Annotated in this window: 11 protein-coding genes, 1 pseudogene and 1 other annotated feature; of the genes and pseudogenes, 10 read left to right on the top strand and 2 right to left on the bottom strand. The window is 64.7% G+C overall.

The window, feature by feature from the left end:
* The coding region (locus BMZ48_RS12680; RefSeq protein WP_036213953.1) for a transposase at nucleotides 1-263 on the bottom strand (263 nt) is incomplete at its 3' end.
* Between the two features lie 41 nt (nucleotides 264-304).
* On the opposite strand from BMZ48_RS12680, the gene BMZ48_RS12675 reads away from it, so the two are divergent.
* The 5 genes from BMZ48_RS12675 (at nucleotide 305) to BMZ48_RS12655 (ending at nucleotide 8,064) form a co-directional block, all read left to right on the top strand.
* Nucleotides 305-871, top strand: a complete 567-nt coding sequence (locus tag BMZ48_RS12675) for a DUF1329 domain-containing protein (RefSeq protein WP_234981650.1) — start codon at nucleotides 305-307, stop codon at nucleotides 869-871.
* Nucleotides 872-1,029: 158 nt separating this feature from the next.
* Complete coding sequence (locus BMZ48_RS12670; protein WP_234981649.1) at nucleotides 1,030-2,676, top strand: flavin-containing monooxygenase; 1,647 nt, start codon at nucleotides 1,030-1,032, stop codon at nucleotides 2,674-2,676.
* 33 nt (nucleotides 2,677-2,709) lie between these two features.
* The gene (locus BMZ48_RS12665) at nucleotides 2,710-4,860 is read left to right on the top strand and encodes a PQQ-dependent dehydrogenase, methanol/ethanol family (protein ID WP_091535945.1); all 2,151 of its coding nucleotides are present in this window, start codon (nucleotides 2,710-2,712) and stop codon (nucleotides 4,858-4,860) included.
* Nucleotides 4,857-6,545: an AMP-binding protein gene (locus BMZ48_RS12660; RefSeq protein WP_091535942.1), complete on the top strand. Its 1,689-nt coding sequence runs from the start codon at nucleotides 4,857-4,859 to the stop codon at nucleotides 6,543-6,545. The genes BMZ48_RS12665 and BMZ48_RS12660 overlap by 4 nt, the downstream gene beginning before the upstream one ends.
* A 10-nt stretch (nucleotides 6,546-6,555) precedes the next feature.
* Nucleotides 6,556-8,064, top strand: coding sequence for an aldehyde dehydrogenase family protein (locus BMZ48_RS12655; protein WP_091535938.1), 1,509 nt, complete (start codon nucleotides 6,556-6,558; stop codon nucleotides 8,062-8,064).
* A gap of 42 nt (nucleotides 8,065-8,106) precedes the next feature.
* On the opposite strand, the gene BMZ48_RS12650 is transcribed toward BMZ48_RS12655, so the two are convergent.
* Nucleotides 8,107-10,749, bottom strand: a complete 2,643-nt coding sequence (locus BMZ48_RS12650) for a winged helix-turn-helix domain-containing protein (RefSeq protein ID WP_159431186.1) — start codon at nucleotides 10,747-10,749, stop codon at nucleotides 8,107-8,109.
* 523 nt (nucleotides 10,750-11,272) lie between these two features.
* On the opposite strand from BMZ48_RS12650, the gene BMZ48_RS12645 reads away from it, so the two are divergent.
* The 5 genes and pseudogenes from BMZ48_RS12645 to BMZ48_RS12620 form a co-directional block, all read left to right on the top strand.
* Nucleotides 11,273-12,088 carry a glucose 1-dehydrogenase gene (locus BMZ48_RS12645; RefSeq protein WP_091535930.1) on the top strand — a complete coding sequence of 272 codons (816 nt, stop codon included), beginning with the start codon at nucleotides 11,273-11,275 and terminating at the stop codon, nucleotides 12,086-12,088.
* Between the two features lie 91 nt (nucleotides 12,089-12,179).
* Entirely contained in the window at nucleotides 12,180-12,638 is a 459-nt protein-coding gene (locus BMZ48_RS12640) for a DUF3237 domain-containing protein (RefSeq protein ID WP_091535926.1), read from the top strand.
* A gap of 164 nt (nucleotides 12,639-12,802) precedes the next feature.
* Nucleotides 12,803-13,747, top strand: coding sequence for a LipP1 family hormone-sensitive lipase (gene lipP1 / locus BMZ48_RS12635; RefSeq protein ID WP_091535923.1), 945 nt, complete (start codon nucleotides 12,803-12,805; stop codon nucleotides 13,745-13,747).
* Nucleotides 13,744-14,514, top strand: coding sequence for a glucose 1-dehydrogenase (locus BMZ48_RS12630; RefSeq protein WP_091535919.1), 771 nt, complete (start codon nucleotides 13,744-13,746; stop codon nucleotides 14,512-14,514). Before lipP1 ends, BMZ48_RS12630 begins: the two co-directional genes overlap by 4 nt.
* A 406-nt stretch (nucleotides 14,515-14,920) precedes the next feature.
* Nucleotides 14,921-16,032 (top strand): annotated as a pseudogene (locus BMZ48_RS12620) (IS3 family transposase); the annotation flags it as partial.
* Nucleotides 15,147-15,263 (top strand) — a sequence feature (AL1L pseudoknot). Its footprint overlaps the pseudogene before it by 117 nt.

The following is a 16,032-nucleotide window of genomic DNA, read 5'->3' as shown; positions in this document are numbered from 1 at the left end:
CACCACTTTTTTCGCAGGGCGTCCTTGATCACGTCGTTCTCGAACATCTGCTCGGCCAGCAGCTTCTTCAGCCGGGTGTTCTCCGCCTCCAGCTCCTTGAGCCGCTTGGCGTCGGGCACGCTCATGCCGCCGAACTTGCTGCGCCACAGGTAGTACGAGGCTTCGCTGAAGCCGTGCCGGCGGCACAGGTCCTTGACCGGCAGGCCGGCCTCCGCCTCACGCAGGAAGCCGATGATCTGCTCTTCGGTAAAACGCTTCTTCACGTCCAATCTCCTTGTCGTTGGGGATTGGACTCCAGATCGCCGTGCTACTCAAAGGCGGGGGGACGTCGGCTGCCGGCGATCCACTGCATACTTGGGGCAATTATCGGGTCGTCGGTCGACAGCCATTGCTCGCCGGTGTTTCGAATGGATGGAATCCAGAGCATCCGAACTGGGAACACAATGTGCATGGCGGTCCTAATAACGAAAGCTTCTTCGACAGCGTCGTCGAGATGGTGCCGGAGACGATCATTTGTGAAGCTGAGCCGACCGGGTTTGCACGCGCGCCCGTGAGCAAAAAGCGCGTCTGGTTTGATGCCCGTAACTGGATGCCAGTGGCGATGGTGACGTACGACCGCCAGGGACTACCATTTCGTTCCTTCGACGGCTGCTACAGCCTTTACGAAAAAAACAATGAGCGCTTCTTGGATGGCGCTCATCCATATTGGTCTTGGACTTATGTCCATGCTTACGAATTCCAGACTGGTCGCATCACCCGACTTGAGCAGGTCCGCGAGCTGCCGGGTGGTCACCGTACCTCAGTCAATGACGACAGCATCTACGAAAAGTACTTGACTCACATCGCGCTGCAGCGGCTTGGCCGCGTATAGCGCTGCTTCTTTCCGCTCGCATCATTGTGTATATGACTACCCGATCGAGTGGTGATCGGTGAGCTGCTTCATGGCACCGTGCTCAGCAAAGAGGCGCGGCCTTACGAGCCGTACGAGTCCGCATCCAGCAAGATTCGGGCGCGAAGAAGGAGGCATCTGTGACTCAGGAGCACGAGCAATCGCAGACCACCGGGCGAAACCCTAAAATCAGTGGAATAGACTACGATGTTTTGGTAATCGGCGCTGGACTTTCTGGTCTCTACCAAATTTATAAACTGCGTGGTGCTGGCCTCTCAGTGTTGGCACTCGAGGCTGGTGCCGACATCGGCGGCACCTGGTTCTGGAATCGTTACCCCGGTGCACGGGTGGATTCGCCGTGCTACGTTTACCAGTACTGGTTTTCGCGTGAGTTGCACGAAGAATGGGCGTGGAGCGAGCGTTTCCCTGGACAGGGTGAGCTGGAGCGTTACATCCATTTCATCGCGGATCGTTGCGCGCTGCGGCCGCACGTGCGTTTGAATACGCGGGTGACAGCCGCACACTACGACGAAAGGAAGGCGTGCTGGCGCGTGGTCACCGACAGTGGCGAGACGCTAAGCGCACGCTTTTTGATCAGTTGCGCTGGCATGTTGTCGGCTCCACTGGACGGTCTATTCCCGGGGCAAAGCCGCTTCCGCGGCGAGATTTTCCATACCGCGCGGTGGCCGCGCGATCCTGTCGATCTTTCCGGCAAACGAGTAGGGATCATCGGCAATGGCGCTAGCGGCATTCAGGTGATCCAGACCATCGCTCCACAGGTCGCACAACTGAAGGTATTCCAACGAACCCCTCAGTACACCATCCGCATCAACAATCCACGCTACACGGACGCCGATCGTGCCGCTTGGCGTGCGCGTTACGATGCCCTACGCGAGCGCGTGCACCGCACTTTCGCGGGCTTTGATTTTGATTTCCGGGGTAACTACTTCGATACGCCAGAAGAAGAGCGGCGCGCCGTGCTCGAGGAACTCTGGGAAGACGGTTCGCTCGCATTCTGGGTCGGCGGATATCCCGAGGTGTTGCTCGATACCCGTGCCAATGCCGATTTCAGCGAGTTTGTGCGCGCCAAGATGCGCGCCCGAATTCGCAAGCCTGAGGTCGCGGCCAAACTGATACCGACACGTTATGGTTTCGGGACACGGCGTGTGCCGCTCGAGAGCCACTACCTTGAAGCCTTCGATATGGATCACGTCGAGCTGGTCGATGTCGCCGAGGCGCCGATCCAGTCGATCAGCGAACGCGGCGTGGTTACGCGTACTGGCGAACACCCGCTCGACGTGCTGATCTTAGCGACCGGTTTCGATGCCTCAACCGGTGCGCTCACACGCATCGATATCCGCGGCCGTGAGGGCGTGAGGCTCGCTGACAAGTGGCGTCAGGACATACGTACGGCCATGGGTTTGCAAGTGCACGGATTCCCGAACCTGTTCATGATCGGCGCGCCTCTCGCACCTTCGGCCGCTTTTTGCAACATGACCACCTGTTTGCAACAGCAGGTCGACTGGATCACCGATGCAATCATGTACGTGATGGAGCGCGGACGGCGCAGTATGGAGGCCACCGCTGAGAAGGAAGCGAGCTGGCTGGCCCACCACGAGGAGCTCGCCAACGCCACCTTGGTGGTCAAGACCGATTCTTGGTACACCGGCGCCAACATTGCCGGTAAGCAGCGCCGGTTGTTGACCTATGTGGGCGGAGCGCACACCTACCGACAGCTCTGTGACGAGGAGCGTGCGGGGGGATATCCCGGTTTTACCTTCACTTAAGGCTGTTCCGTGTCGTCTAGGGGGAGATGCGAGATGAATTTGTTACGCACGGCACCAGTATTGCTCGCGGCGCTTAGCCTGATCGCCGGTCTTGCCGGCTGCGGATTGGGCAAAACCCCCCAGGCCGCGTCGGCGTCCAAGACGGCAAACGTCGATGATGGCCGCATCCGCGCCAACCAGGCCAGCGGGAAGGAGTGGTTGTCGTACAACTTCGGCTATGACGAAACGCGCTATAGCCCACTGCGCCAAGTGAACACCGAAAACGTGCAGCGTTTGGGATTGGCATGGAGCTACGATCTGGGATCCGAGCGCGGGGTTGAGGCGACGCCGATCGTCGTCGATGGGGTGATGTACGTGACGGGGCCGTGGAGTGTGGTCCACGCGATCGACGCCCGCACCGGCAAGCGGCTGTGGATTTACGATCCCAAGGTGCCGCCCGAGTTCGGCGCCTGGGCATGTTGCGATGTAGTCAACCGCGGGGTCGCGGTTTACAAAGGCAAGGTCTTCGTCGGCACCCTGCACGGGTATCTGGTGGCTCTGGATGCCGCAAGCGGCAAGGAGCTGTGGCGCGTCGATACCAACATCGACCGTTCGCGTTATAAACATACGATCACCGGTGCGCCGCGGGTGTTCCGGGACAAGGTGGTGATCGGCCACGGCGGCGCCGAGCTGGCCGCTGTCGGCTACGTCTCGGCCTACCACGTCGACGATGGCCGCCTCCTGTGGCGCTGGTTCTCGGTCCCGCAACGCGTCGAGCCGCCCTTCAGCGATCCATCGCAGGAGCGCGCAGCCAAGACTTGGGATCCCAACGGTGCGTGGCGCGAGGTCGGCGGTGGCGGCACGATTTGGGACTCCATGGTCTATGACGACGAGCTCAATCGGCTCTATGTCGGCACGGGTAACGGCAATCCCTGGAACCGCGAAGTACGCAGTCCCTCGGGTGGCGACAATCTCTACCTATCGTCGGTGGTCGCGCTCGACGCTGACACAGGGCGTTATCTGTGGCACTTCCAGGAAGTGCCCGGCGACACCTGGGATTACACTGCCACACAGCATCTGATTCTCGCCGAGCTCAAATTCGCGTCGGGGCCTCGCAAAGTTCTGCTGCACGCGCCGAAGAACGGTTTTTTCTATGTCATCGACCGCGACAATGGCAAGTTGATCTCGGCCAAGCCCTACGTGGAGGTCAACTGGGCCACGGGTTACGACGAGAACGGCCGGCCGGTCGAAGTCGAGGGCGCGCGCGCTAGACAAAAGCCCTGGGAGACGCGGCCCAGCGCCTACGGCGCACACAACTGGCATCCGATGTCGTTCAACCCGAACACCGGACTGGTCTACATCCCGGCGCAGGGGGTGCCGCTGGCGATCGAGCACGATCCGCAATGGCGCGCCCGCACCCATCTGCCCGGGCGGCCGATGAGCAATCTCGACTGGAATCTCGGCTACGTGCTCAACACCATCCCGCCGCAGGCCAAGCCGTTCGGTCACCTGCTGGCCTGGGATCCGGTCGCTCAGAAAGAGGTCTGGCGGCAGGAGTATCTCTCGCCTTGGAACGGCGGGACGATGACCACGGCGGGTGGCTTGGTTTTTCAAGGCACCGCCGATGGGCGCTTCATCGCCTACGATGCCAAAACCGGCGCACCGCTCTGGCAGGTCGAGGTCGGCTCGGGTGTGATCGCGGGGCCGGCGACTTATGAGATCGACGGCACGCAGTACGTCACGGTGGCGGTCGGTTGGGGCGGCGTCTATGGGCTTGCGGCGCGTGCTACGGAGCGTCTGAGTCAAGGGCGGGTGTACACCTTCAAGATCGACGGCAAGGCGCCGCTGCCGCCGGTGCGCGAGTACGCCCAGCTCCGCCGCACGACGCTCGCCAGCGGTTTGCCATATCGAGCGGAGGACGTCGGTCCCGGTGCCCAGCTCTACGTCTCGAACTGTCTGTTCTGCCACGGTGTGCCGGCGCTCGATCGCGGCGGCAACCTGCCCAATCTCGCCTACAGCGATCCGCAGATCCTGAGCGAGCTGCCCAAGCTGGTGCGCGGCGGCGCCTGGCGCGCGCGCGGCATGCCGGATTTCGCCGAGCGTCTGAGCGATACCGAGGTCCAGCAGATCGCCGCCTTCATCCTCAACATGGCCGACACCGTGGCGCAGACGCAGTCCAAAAACACGGCCGACCAATCGCCATGAACGCCACGTCCAGCTACGTCAGTGGTTGCAGCGACGCGCCGCTTCTGGGCTGCACCATTGGCCAGTTATTCGACGAGGTCGCGGCGCGGTACGCCGACAACGAGGCGCTGGTGTCGGTGCACGAGCACACGCGCTACACCTATGCCGAGCTGCGCGCCGAGGTCGATCGCTTGTCGCGCGCGCTGCTCGCGTTCGGCATCGACAAGGGCGAGCGCGTCGGGATCTGGTCTACCAATCGCGCAGCGTGGTGCATCACCCAGTTGGCGACGGCGAAGATCGGTGCCATTCTGGTCAATATCAATCCGGCGTATCGTTTGCGCGAGCTCGAGTACGCACTCGCGCAGTCCGGGACCGCGCTCCTGATCACTGAGGCACGGCACAAAACCTCGGACTACGTCGGCATGTTGCGCGAGTTGCTGCCGGCGCTCGGCCAATCGCCGCCGCAGACCCGCCTCGCCAGCGAGCGCCTGCCCGAGCTGCGCGCCGTCGTTTGCCTCGATGACGCCGAGACCGCGCCGGGCATGATCCGATGGTCGGACTTGCTCGCGATGGCGTCGCAGACGCCGGAAGACGCCCTTATGGTGCGCGCGCAGACGCTGGACTTCGACGATGCCATCAACATCCAGTACACATCCGGCACGACCGGTGCACCCAAGGGCGCGACGCTGACGCATCACAACCTTGTCAACAACGCCTACTTCACTGCTCGGCGCATGGGATTCTCCGCCGCGGATCGTCTAGTGATCCCGGTGCCGCTCTACCACTGTTTCGGCATGGTACTCGGCAACCTCGCCTGCATCAGCCATGGCGCGACGATGATCTATCCGGCACCGAGCTTCGATCCACGCGCAACACTCGCAGCCGTTCATGCCGAGCGTGCGACCGCGCTGTACGGGGTGCCGACCATGTTCATCGCCGAGCTTGAACATCCCGAGTTCGACCGCTTCGATCTTTCTCATCTGCGCACCGGCATCATGGGCGGTTCGGTCTGCCCCAGGCCGGTCATGGAGCAGGTGATCTCGCGCATGGGCATGCGCGAGATCACGATCTGCTACGGCCAGACCGAGACCAGCCCGGTGAGCTTCCAGACCCTGCGGGATGCGCCGCTCGACAAGCGCGTCTCGACAGTGGGGACGATCCACCCCCACGTCGAAGTCAAGATCGCGGATCCCAACACCGGCCGGCCGGTGCCGCGTGGACAGCCGGGCGAGCTGTGTGCGCGCGGTTACAACGTGATGGCGGGATACTGGCGCAACGACGAGGCCACGCGCCAGGCGATCCGCAGCGGCTGGATGCACAGCGGCGACCTCGCGATCATGGACGAGCAGGGCTACGTCACCATCATCGGTCGGCTCAAGGACATGGTCATCCGTGGCGGTGAAAACATCTACCCGCGCGAGATCGAGGAGTTTTTGTACACGCATCCCGCGATCTCGGATGTACAAGTTGTCGGCGTGCCTGACCCACGTCTCGGTGAGGAGCTGTTCGCGTGGATCAAGCGTGCTCCCGGCGCGGCACTCGACGAGGCCGGGGTGCGTGCCTACTGCGAGGGCAAGATCGCGCACTACAAGATTCCACGTTACATCCGTTTCATCGACGAGTTTCCGCTCACCGTCACCGGCAAGGTGCAAAAGTTCCGGCTGCGCGAAATGGCCGTGGCCGAACTCGGTGCCACCCCCTCCTGAGGAGAATCCCATGGACGACGTCGCGACCCCCGTGAGCCTGCTGCCGCAGGTTGAGGTCTTCATCGCAAAGCCGCGCAATATGCTGATCGGCGGCCGCTGGCAGGCGGCCGCCTCTGGAAAGACCATCGACGTGATCGATCCGTCGAGCGGCCGCAAACTCACCACCGTACCGTCCGCCGACGCCGAGGATATCGACCGCGCGGTGCGTGCCGCGCGCACGGCGTTTCGTGACGGTCCGTGGTCGCGGATGAAGCCGGCCGAACGTGGACGCATCATCTGGCGCATCGGCGATTTGCTCTGGCAGCACCGCGACGAACTCGCGCAGCTCGAATCGCTGGACAATGGCAAGCCGATGACCGTCGCCCAGATCGCCGACGTGCCGTTATCCGCGGAAATCTTTCAGTACCAGGCCGGCTGGGCGACCAAGATCCACGGGCTGACGATTCAGCCCTCGGTGTCCTACATGGACGGCGCGAACTGGCACGCCTACACTCGGCGAGAACCCATCGGCGTTTGCGGCCAGATCATTCCCTGGAACTTCCCGCTGTTGATGGCGGCATTTAAGCTCGCTCCGGCGCTCGCCACCGGTAACACCGTGGTACTCAAGGTCGCCGAGGACACGCCGCTGTCGGCGCTGCGCCTGGGTGAGCTGATCCAGGAAGCGGGTGTACCGGATGGTGTCGTGAACATCGTGACCGGCTATGGCGAGACCGCCGGCGCTGCGCTCGCCGCGCATCCGGACGTCGACAAACTCGCGTTCACCGGCTCGACCGAGGTGGGCAAGCTGATCGTCGATGCGGCGCGCGGCACGCTCAAGCGCGTGAGCCTCGAGCTGGGCGGCAAGTCGCCGAACATCATCCTCGACGATGCCGACCTGGAGGCCGCCATCCCCGGTGCTGCGATGGCCGCATTCTTCAATCACGGCCAGTGTTGCACGGCGGGTTCGCGTTTGTTCGTCCAGAGCAAGGTTTATGACCGGGTGGTCGAAGGCATCTCCGAGTTCGCGCGCGCGATCAAGCTCGGCCCGGGACTGGCGCCGGGCACGCAGATGGGGCCGCTGGTGTCGGAGAAGCAGTTGCAGCGGGTGCTCGGCTATATTGACATCGGGCGCAACGAAGGCGCCCGCCCCTATACCGGCGGTGCGCGTGCCCCCGGAGAGGGCTATTTTGTCCAACCGACGGTGATGGTCGACGTCGCCGACACCATGCGTATCTACCAGGAGGAAATCTTCGGTCCGGTGGTTTCGGTCGTGCGCTTCGATGAGGTGGACGATGCGCTGATCCGGCGCGCCAACGACACCATCTACGGCCTCGCCGGTGCGGTGTGGACGCGCGATCTCAGCAAGGCGCACCGACTCGCCGCCGCGCTCAAGGCCGGAACCGTCTGGATCAATACTTACAACGCCTTCGATGCGTCCTTGCCATTTGGCGGGTATAAGCAGTCCGGCTGGGGTCGCGAGGGGGGCGAGGCGGTGCTGGAGCATTATCTCGAAACCAAGGCGGTGGTCGTTTCCGTGTAGACCCCCGCGGCGCAGGTGCGCGCGGCACCGCGTCGGCGAGCGTCACCCGATCAGGCCGTGGCGGCGTGCGACGGTGATCGCGCGCAGGCGGCTGTCGACGCCGAGCTTGGCGTAGATGTTCTTGAGGTGGAACTTGACCGTGTTCTCCGACAACACGAGTCGATGCGCCATCTGTTTGTTGGAGACCCCTTGCGCGAGCAGACCCAGGATCGCAAGTTCGCGTTCGGTCAGCGGCTCGCAGGGCGGTGGCGACGGCTCAGCTCCGTGGTAAATGCCGCAGGGTTCGAGCAGCCCCCGGGTGAACGCCGAGGCATCTGTAGGCTCGCCGGTGGCGATGCGCGCGAGTAGCGGCGCGAGCGTGCTCGCCTCCTCGACAAAGGCGCGCACGAAGCCGCCAGGGGCGGCCAGACGCAGGGCTTCGCGCAGCGCCCGCTCCGCGGATCGGTCCTGCCCCGCGCGCGCATTATTCTTGGCCTGCAGGATGTGAAGGCGCATCTGCCGATAGGGGCGCGAGCCGGCGTCGATTCGCGCGCTCTCGATCAACTGCTCGGCGAGATTATGCTGGCTGCTCTCGATTGCCAGCTGGATGCGCGCGTACAGCGGATTGCCCAGATCGTCGGCGAACAGCCGCCAGCGGCTTGGCGTCGTGCCAGCATGTGGCATCGCCGTGGCGAGCGTGCGCGCATAATCGACGTGGCCTGCCGCCAGGGCCCGGCGCATGCGTTCGCCGACGACCAGACAGGACAGCCGTGTCCAGCCATTGGCCTGGGCCAGCGACTCCAGCTCCTGCAGACGCTCGTCGGCTTGCGTGCGCCGCGAGCGTGCATCGTCGATGCGCGCCATCGCGAGCAGCGCGACGGCGGTGAAGTCGGCCAGGGTCGACTCGACGATGATGTCGTGGTGCTGGCCATAGATCGTGTCCGCGGTGTCGAGCTCGTTGGCTTCGTAAAGTGCCCACAGGTAGCAGGCATACATCGCTGCCGCCGCGACCGATCGATCGAGCAGCGGCTGTGCCTCGGTCGCGAAGCGGCGAAAGCGAGCCAGCGCGGTGTGCAAGTCGCCCTGGAGCAGCGCCGCGACCGCGGCGACCGCGGCGTTATAGCCGCCGGAAAACGGTGCCGGCGCGCGCTCGCTGTGCTGCAGCGCTTGCGCCAGCAGTTCGGCACTCCGATCGAAGGCGTTCTCCGCCAGCGCGCGGTAGGCGGCCAGATTGCCGGCGGCGCCGAGTTCGAAGGCCTGGAAGCCGCGACTGCGCGGCTGGTCGAGTTCGAACCGTTCAGATCGCGCGAAGGCCTCTTCGACATTGTCCGCCGAGATCGCCGCCATGGACATGACGATGTTGGCGTCGAGCCGCGCCGATCGCTCCAGCTCGCGAATCTTTTCGAGCAGCGGAGCCAGTGGCCGGTGTCGACGCAGGAAGATGTACGCCCAGGCGATCTTGACCATCAAGGACGGGTGTTGCGCGATCGCATCCCAGGGGAGCTGCTGTGCCCAGCGCTCCACCGTGATGAGCCTTCCCTCGGGAATAAGCTGAGAGGCCCAGCGGTCGAGGGTTTGCGCAGCGAGGGCGTAATCTCCGCAAGCGATAGCATGATGCAAGGTTTCGGCGTGCATTCCCCGCTTTTCGTACCATTCGGCTGCGCGTCGGTGTGCGTCCGTAAACGCCTGTGGATCGCGAATTGCAAGCTGGTCAGCGAGGCAAGTCGCGAACAGCGAGTGGTATTTGAACCAGCGCAACTCGGCATCGAGGCTGCGCAGGAACAGGCCGGCTTGTTCCAGTTGCAGTAGCATATTCTGCGCGCCGGTGTATCCGGTGACCGCTTCGCACAGCGGTGCGCAAAGGCGCGTCAGTACCGAGGTGCGCAGCAGAAATTCGCGCACCTGTGGTGGCTGTGTCGCGACGACGTTGTCGACGAGGTAGTCGGTCAGCTCGCGCGGCCGCGGTAGCTCCGGCTCCTGCAGGCGCGCGCGGACGCTAGCTCGTTTGAGCGACAGGCGAAAAAGCTGCAGCGCCGCAGGCCAGCCTTCGGTACGGCGGTGGATGGTTTCGATCTCCGTCGGCGTCAGGTCGAGGTCTATGGCATCGGCGAAAAAGGCCAAGGCTTCCGACAACGAGAATCGCAGCTCCTCGGCAAGGATCAGCACGCCCCGACCTTCGACGATCGACCTAGGCAGTCCGATATCGGGGATCGAGCGCGAACCGATGTAAAGCCGTACGTTCTCCGGCAGGCGTTCACTGAACTCACGAAAGAATCGCAACAGTTCGGGTGAGCTCAGGGCCTGGAACTCGTCGAAGAACAGCGCGCTTTGTTGCGGCAGGCGGCGCAACGCCTCGATCATCCAGTCGGTCCGGTGCCGTCCGCGCAGCTCGGGCACGTCGATCTCCAGATCGGGGGCGAGCTGATTGATCAGCGCGCCCAGATGCGGAAACAGCCGACGTGGGTCGTTGTCGGCCTCATCCAGCGTGAACCAGCCCGTCAGGCTGCCATCCGCCTCGCATTGCTGCTTGATCTGGATCAGGGTGGTCGTCTTTCCATGTCCAGCCGGCGCCTGGAGGACTACCAAGCGCGCATCGCTGCGCTGGCGCAGTAGGTTCAACAGTGCTTGACGACGCACGAGCGGGCGCGACACGGAGGGTGCATAGAGCTTGTGCGCGCTGACCGAGGGTTCGTGACTTGAAGACATCGGGGTATAACAGATGATGCGCGGTAGCATAACGCAATGTTTACGGACCATCGCTCGGTGTCGGATGCCAACTCTACCGTCGACCGGCGCACGCCTAGTGCGGTCGCTACCATATTCGGCCGCCCCATGTTCTCGATGCGGCGCGGCGCGTCATCGGCCTGTGTTGCCTCACTGCCGGTAGCCAGTATGGCAGCGGCTGCAGCGAAGAATGTCGCTCGCTTCGTGTCCCCCTCTCCTCGCTTTTTCCGATGTCGTTGCAACGCCGGTGGGCGGCCGCCACTTGCGGGCGTGGGCCCGAGCCCAGGGCGTGGGCCCTTCGACGGGACATCATCGCGCCTTATCGCGTGCGATGAACTACCCGTCGGGGTGGTGGTGGCTGTCGCACCATCGGCTACCCTGCGAGCTGCCGTTGTCGTGAGCTTGCCTGTCGGCTTCGGGCCGACAGACGGGGCCCTGCTGAACCTCGCGCGGTGGTCGCGCGTGCCCTGGCGTGCAGCGAACGTGGTCGGCGAGGACCTCAGCGATGGATTACCGCACTGCTTTTCGTCTCGATGGCAAGGTCGCACTGGTCACCGGCGCGGCGCGTGGCCTCGGCCGCGAGATCGCGCGGGCCCTGGCCGCGGTCGGCGCGAAGGTCGCCGTCAGCGACATCGTCGCCGATGGCGCCGAGGCGACCGCCGAAGGGCTGCGCGCGAGCGGTGCCGACGCACGCGGGTTCATGCACGACGTGACCGATGAAACGCAGTGGCAGCGGGTCGTCGCCGGCACCATCGAGGCGCTGGGTGGCCTCGATATCCTCGTCAACAACGCCGGTGTCGAATCGGGGGCCTTGCTCGCCGAATGCACGGTCGAGGACTTTCGCCGCATCCAGGACGTCAACGTCACCGGCACGTTTCTGGGGTGCAAGCACGCGATCCGTGCCATGTCGCCGGGCGGTGCCGCCGGCCGTGGCGGCGCAATCGTGAATCTGTCGTCGGCGGCCGGGATCATCGGCGTCATCGCGCACGGCGCCTATGGCGCGTCCAAGGGTGCGGTGCGCACGCTGACCAAGGCTGCGGCGGTCGAATGCGGGCGGCTCGGCGCCGGCGTGCGCGTGAACTCGCTGCATCCGGGCTTGATCCTCACGGCGATGGGTGAGCAGCTGCTGGACGGCCTGGTGCGGCTCGGTCTTGCCGCCGATCGCGAGGCGGCGCAGACCGCTTTGCTCGCACTGCATCCGATCGGCCGTTTCGGCGAGCCTGCCGACGTCGCCGCCGCAGTGATCTACCTCGCGAGCGATGCCGCCCGCTGGGTCACCGGCGCCGAGCTGTCGGTCGATGGCGGCGTGGTGGCTGCATGACCGCATGCGGCCGCCGCGATGATCCCCTCATTGCTGGCCGTCGGCAAGGCACACGGGGCGGTGTTGGCGCGTCTGACCGGAGATCATCCCCATGCATCGACTCCAAACCGATCATTGGTTCTCCTTCGCGGCCACGCTGGCACCGCCCGAGGTGATCGGCCCGGTGGCCGAGGGCATCCGCGTCAACTTCTGGCTGACCGGCGGTGAGGCCAGGGGACCGCGCATCCACGGCAAGCTCCGCGCCGAGGGCGCGGACTTCTTCACACTGCGCACGGACGGCGTCGGCGTGTTGAGCGTGCGCACCGTGATCGAGACACACGACGGCGCGCTGATCGACCTCGCCTACGAGGGCCTCAGCGACCTGGGACGGGATGCGTACGCACGGTTTCTCGCCGGCGATCTGCCGCAACGCCTCGAACTGCGCATGCAGCCGCGGCTGCGCAGCGCGCACCCTGCCTACGCCGATCTGGCACGCCGGCTGTACGTGGGTGTCGGTGTCGGCCAGATCGATGCGCTGAGCGTCAGCTATGACGTCTATGCGATCGTCTGAGCGGGAGGCAGGAACGTGCGATGGTGCAGGACCGCTGGGGCGGATCAGTGGCGCACGGGTGCAGGTTGATACACGGCCCCGGACGCTGGACAGCGGCGTTCGAATGCGCCCCGGATGCGCCCTTGAACCCACCGATCACATGACTCTCGACGGGAGATACGACGATGACTGCTCTTAATCCTCACGCCCGCCAGGTGCTCGACCAGATGGCCGCCTCCGGCGCGCCGACGCTCGACCAACTGACGCCTGTGCAGGCCCGCGCGGCGGCGCAGGCCGGCTTTCTGATGTTGCAAGGCCCCAAGCCCGAGGTGGCCTCGACCGCGGATCTAAAGGCCGAAGGCCCGGCGGGACCGATTCCGCTGCGCGTCTATCGACCGCTTGGCCGTCGTGCCGACGAGCGGCTGCCGGCGTGCCTGTATTTCCACGGCGGCGGCTTCGTCATCGGCGATCTCACGTTGTACGACAACCTGTGCCGCATCCTCGCTAATGCGGCGCGCTGCGCGGTGATCGCCGTGGACTACCGCCTGGCCCCCGAGGCGCGGTTCCCCGCTGCGGTCGATGATTGCTGGGCGGCGACACGCTGGGTCGCAGCGCGGGCCGATGAGCTCCGGATCGACGCCCAGCGGCTCGCCGTGGCCGGTGACTCCGCCGGTGGCAATCTCGCTGCAGTCGTTGCCTTGATGGCGCGTGACGCCGGCGGACCGGGGCTGCGCCACCAACTGCTCATTTATCCCGTGGTGCAGGTCGCCGAAACCGAGAGCTTCAAGCGCAACGCCGATGGTTACTTCTTGACGGCGAAGCTAATGCAGTACTTCGTCGGTCACTACCTCGGGGACAATGCTGCAGCGCTTAGCGATTGGCGGCTTGCGCCGATACTCGCCGCCTCGCATGCGGGACTGCCCCCGGCCAGCATCCTGGTCTGCGGCTTCGATCCGCTGCACGACGACGGCGTGGCGTACGCCGACACGCTACGCAGTGCCGGTGTCGCGGTGAAGTTCACGTCGCTGCCCGATCAGATCCATGGTTTCGTGTGCATGGACGGGGCCATCCCGGCGGCGCGGCCGGCGATCGAGGCGTTGGGACGGGAACTCGCCGCATCGCTCACATGAACCGCGTCGCCGGCAAGGTCTGCGTGGTCACCGGTGCCGCGCGCGGTCTGGGTCTGGCCGCGGCGCAACGGCTGTACGCCGAGGGCGCGCGCGTGCTGCTGACGGATATCGATGCCGACGCGGCAACGGCCGCGGCGCTCGACCTCGACCGCAGCGGCGAGCGCGCCGCCTTTGCCATGCACGACGTGACCCGCAGTGAGGACTGGTTGCGCGTGCTTGACTTCGCGCAGCAAACCTTCGGCGTCCTGGACGTGCTGGTCAACAATGCTGGCGTCGCCGGCATCATGGATGTCGAGACGCTGACGCCGCACGAATGGCAGCGCACGCTCGACGTCAACCTGTCCGGCGTCCTGTACGGCACGCAGGCGGCGATCGCGCGCATGAAGGGCAGAGGCGGATCGATTATCAACATGGCGTCGATCGAGGGATTGATCGGTGAGCCTCTGATTCCGGCTTACAACGCCAGCAAGGGCGGCGTGCGCATCTTCACCAAGTCTGCGGCGATCCACTGCGCGCGCGCCGGCTACAACATCCGCATCAACTGCGTCTGCCCGGGCTTTGCCCAGACCCAGATGGTCGCCGGCGCGCTGGCCGGCATGGCCGCCGAGGACGCGCAGGCCTTCGTCGCGCGTACGCTGGCGCGGATACCGCTAGGGCGGTTCGCGCAGCCGGCAGAGATCGCCGCCGCCGTGCTGTTCCTAGCGTCCGATGAGTCGAGCTATGTGACCGGCGCCGATCTGGTCGTCGATGGCGGCATGACCGCCTGAATCCCAGGTCGCGCCCGAAGTGGTTTCGCGATGGCCGCCACACTCGTGCGGTACTGACTGGTCTTGTTCGCGGACGGTCTGTTGTCGCTCTATCGCCTTCATCGTCGCGCCGAATGATGGTGAAATCTTTACCCGCGACTCTGCAGGCGTTGCGCAACTGACCGAGGCTGGCTGGATACTGCCACGCTCGATCCGCGTCGATTCGATCACTGACTTCGAGTACGCGGTCGCTGAGGGCGACGATCTTCTGGTCAACAATCTGGTGTCAGATCCGGACACACTGAGCGACGATGACATCGCGCTGAACCGCCCCGGCTTTCTCGGAGGCTCCAGTCTTTGAGAGGATGGAGCGATGAGCAAGGAGTAGACGCGGTATTCACCGGAGGTCGGGGAGCGCGCGGTGCGGATGGTATTTGAGCACCGTGGCGAGCATGGGTCGCAGTGATCAGCGATCCAGTCGATTGCGGCGAAGATCGGCTGTACGCCCGAGACGCTGCGGCTGTGGGTTCGCCAGCATGAGCGAGACAGCGGACTGCGCGAGGGTTTAAGCACGGCGGAGCGGGACCGGATCAAGGCACTGGAGCGCGAGAATCGCGAGCTGCGCCAGGCCACGAGATCCTGCGTAAGGCCAGCGCGTATTTTGCCCAGGCGGAGCCCGACCACCGGTTCAAGCCATGACGGCATTCATCGACGCGCATCGCGATGTTTACGGGTTCGAGCCGATCTGCAAAGTGCTGCCGATCGCCCCGTCGACGTACTACGCGCATGCGGCCCGTGTCGCCAATCCCGAGCTGCGCCCGGCCCGAGCCAGGCGCGATGCCGCGCTGATGCCGGAGATCCCGCGCGTCTGGGATGAGAATTTTCAGGTCTACGGGGTGCGCAAGGTCTGCCGGCAGCTGCGGCGCCTGGGTCTGCATGGCGTCGTGCGTGGCAAGGGGATCAAGACCACGTTCAGCGACAAGGCGACACCTTGTCCGCGCGACCAGGTGAAGCGGCAGTTCAAGGCGTCCAGGCCGAACGCACTGTGGGGCAGTGATTTCACCTACGTGTCGACCTGGGCCGGCTTCGTCTGCGTGGCTTTCGTCATCGACGTATTCGCGCGCCGGATCGTGGGCTGGAAGGTCTCGGCCTCGGCACGCACGGACTTCGTGCTCGACGCGCTGGAGCAAGCGCTGTACGCGCGCAAGCCCTTCGGCGCTGACCGGCTCATCCATCACGGCGATCATGGCGTGCAGTACGTGTCGATCCGCTACACCGAGCGCTTGGCCCAGGCCGGCATCGAGCCGTCGGTGGGCAGCGTCGGCGATTCCTACGACAACGCGCTCGCCGAGACGATCAACGGCCTGTACAAAGCCGAGCTGATCCATCGGCGCTCGTGGAAGAATCTCGAAGCGGTCGAATTGGCGACGCTGGATTGGGTGGACGGGTTCAACCATCGCAGACTGCTGGGGTCGATCGGGAACATCCCGCCAGCAGAAGCCGAAGCGGCTTACTATCGGCAACAGGCTGCGCTGCCCC

Origin of the sequence: Fontimonas thermophila (genome assembly GCF_900113085.1) — a bacterium.
Classification (GTDB): domain Bacteria; phylum Pseudomonadota; class Gammaproteobacteria; order Nevskiales; family Nevskiaceae; genus Solimonas; species Solimonas thermophila.
This window is presented reverse-complemented; position numbering and strand designations above follow the sequence as displayed.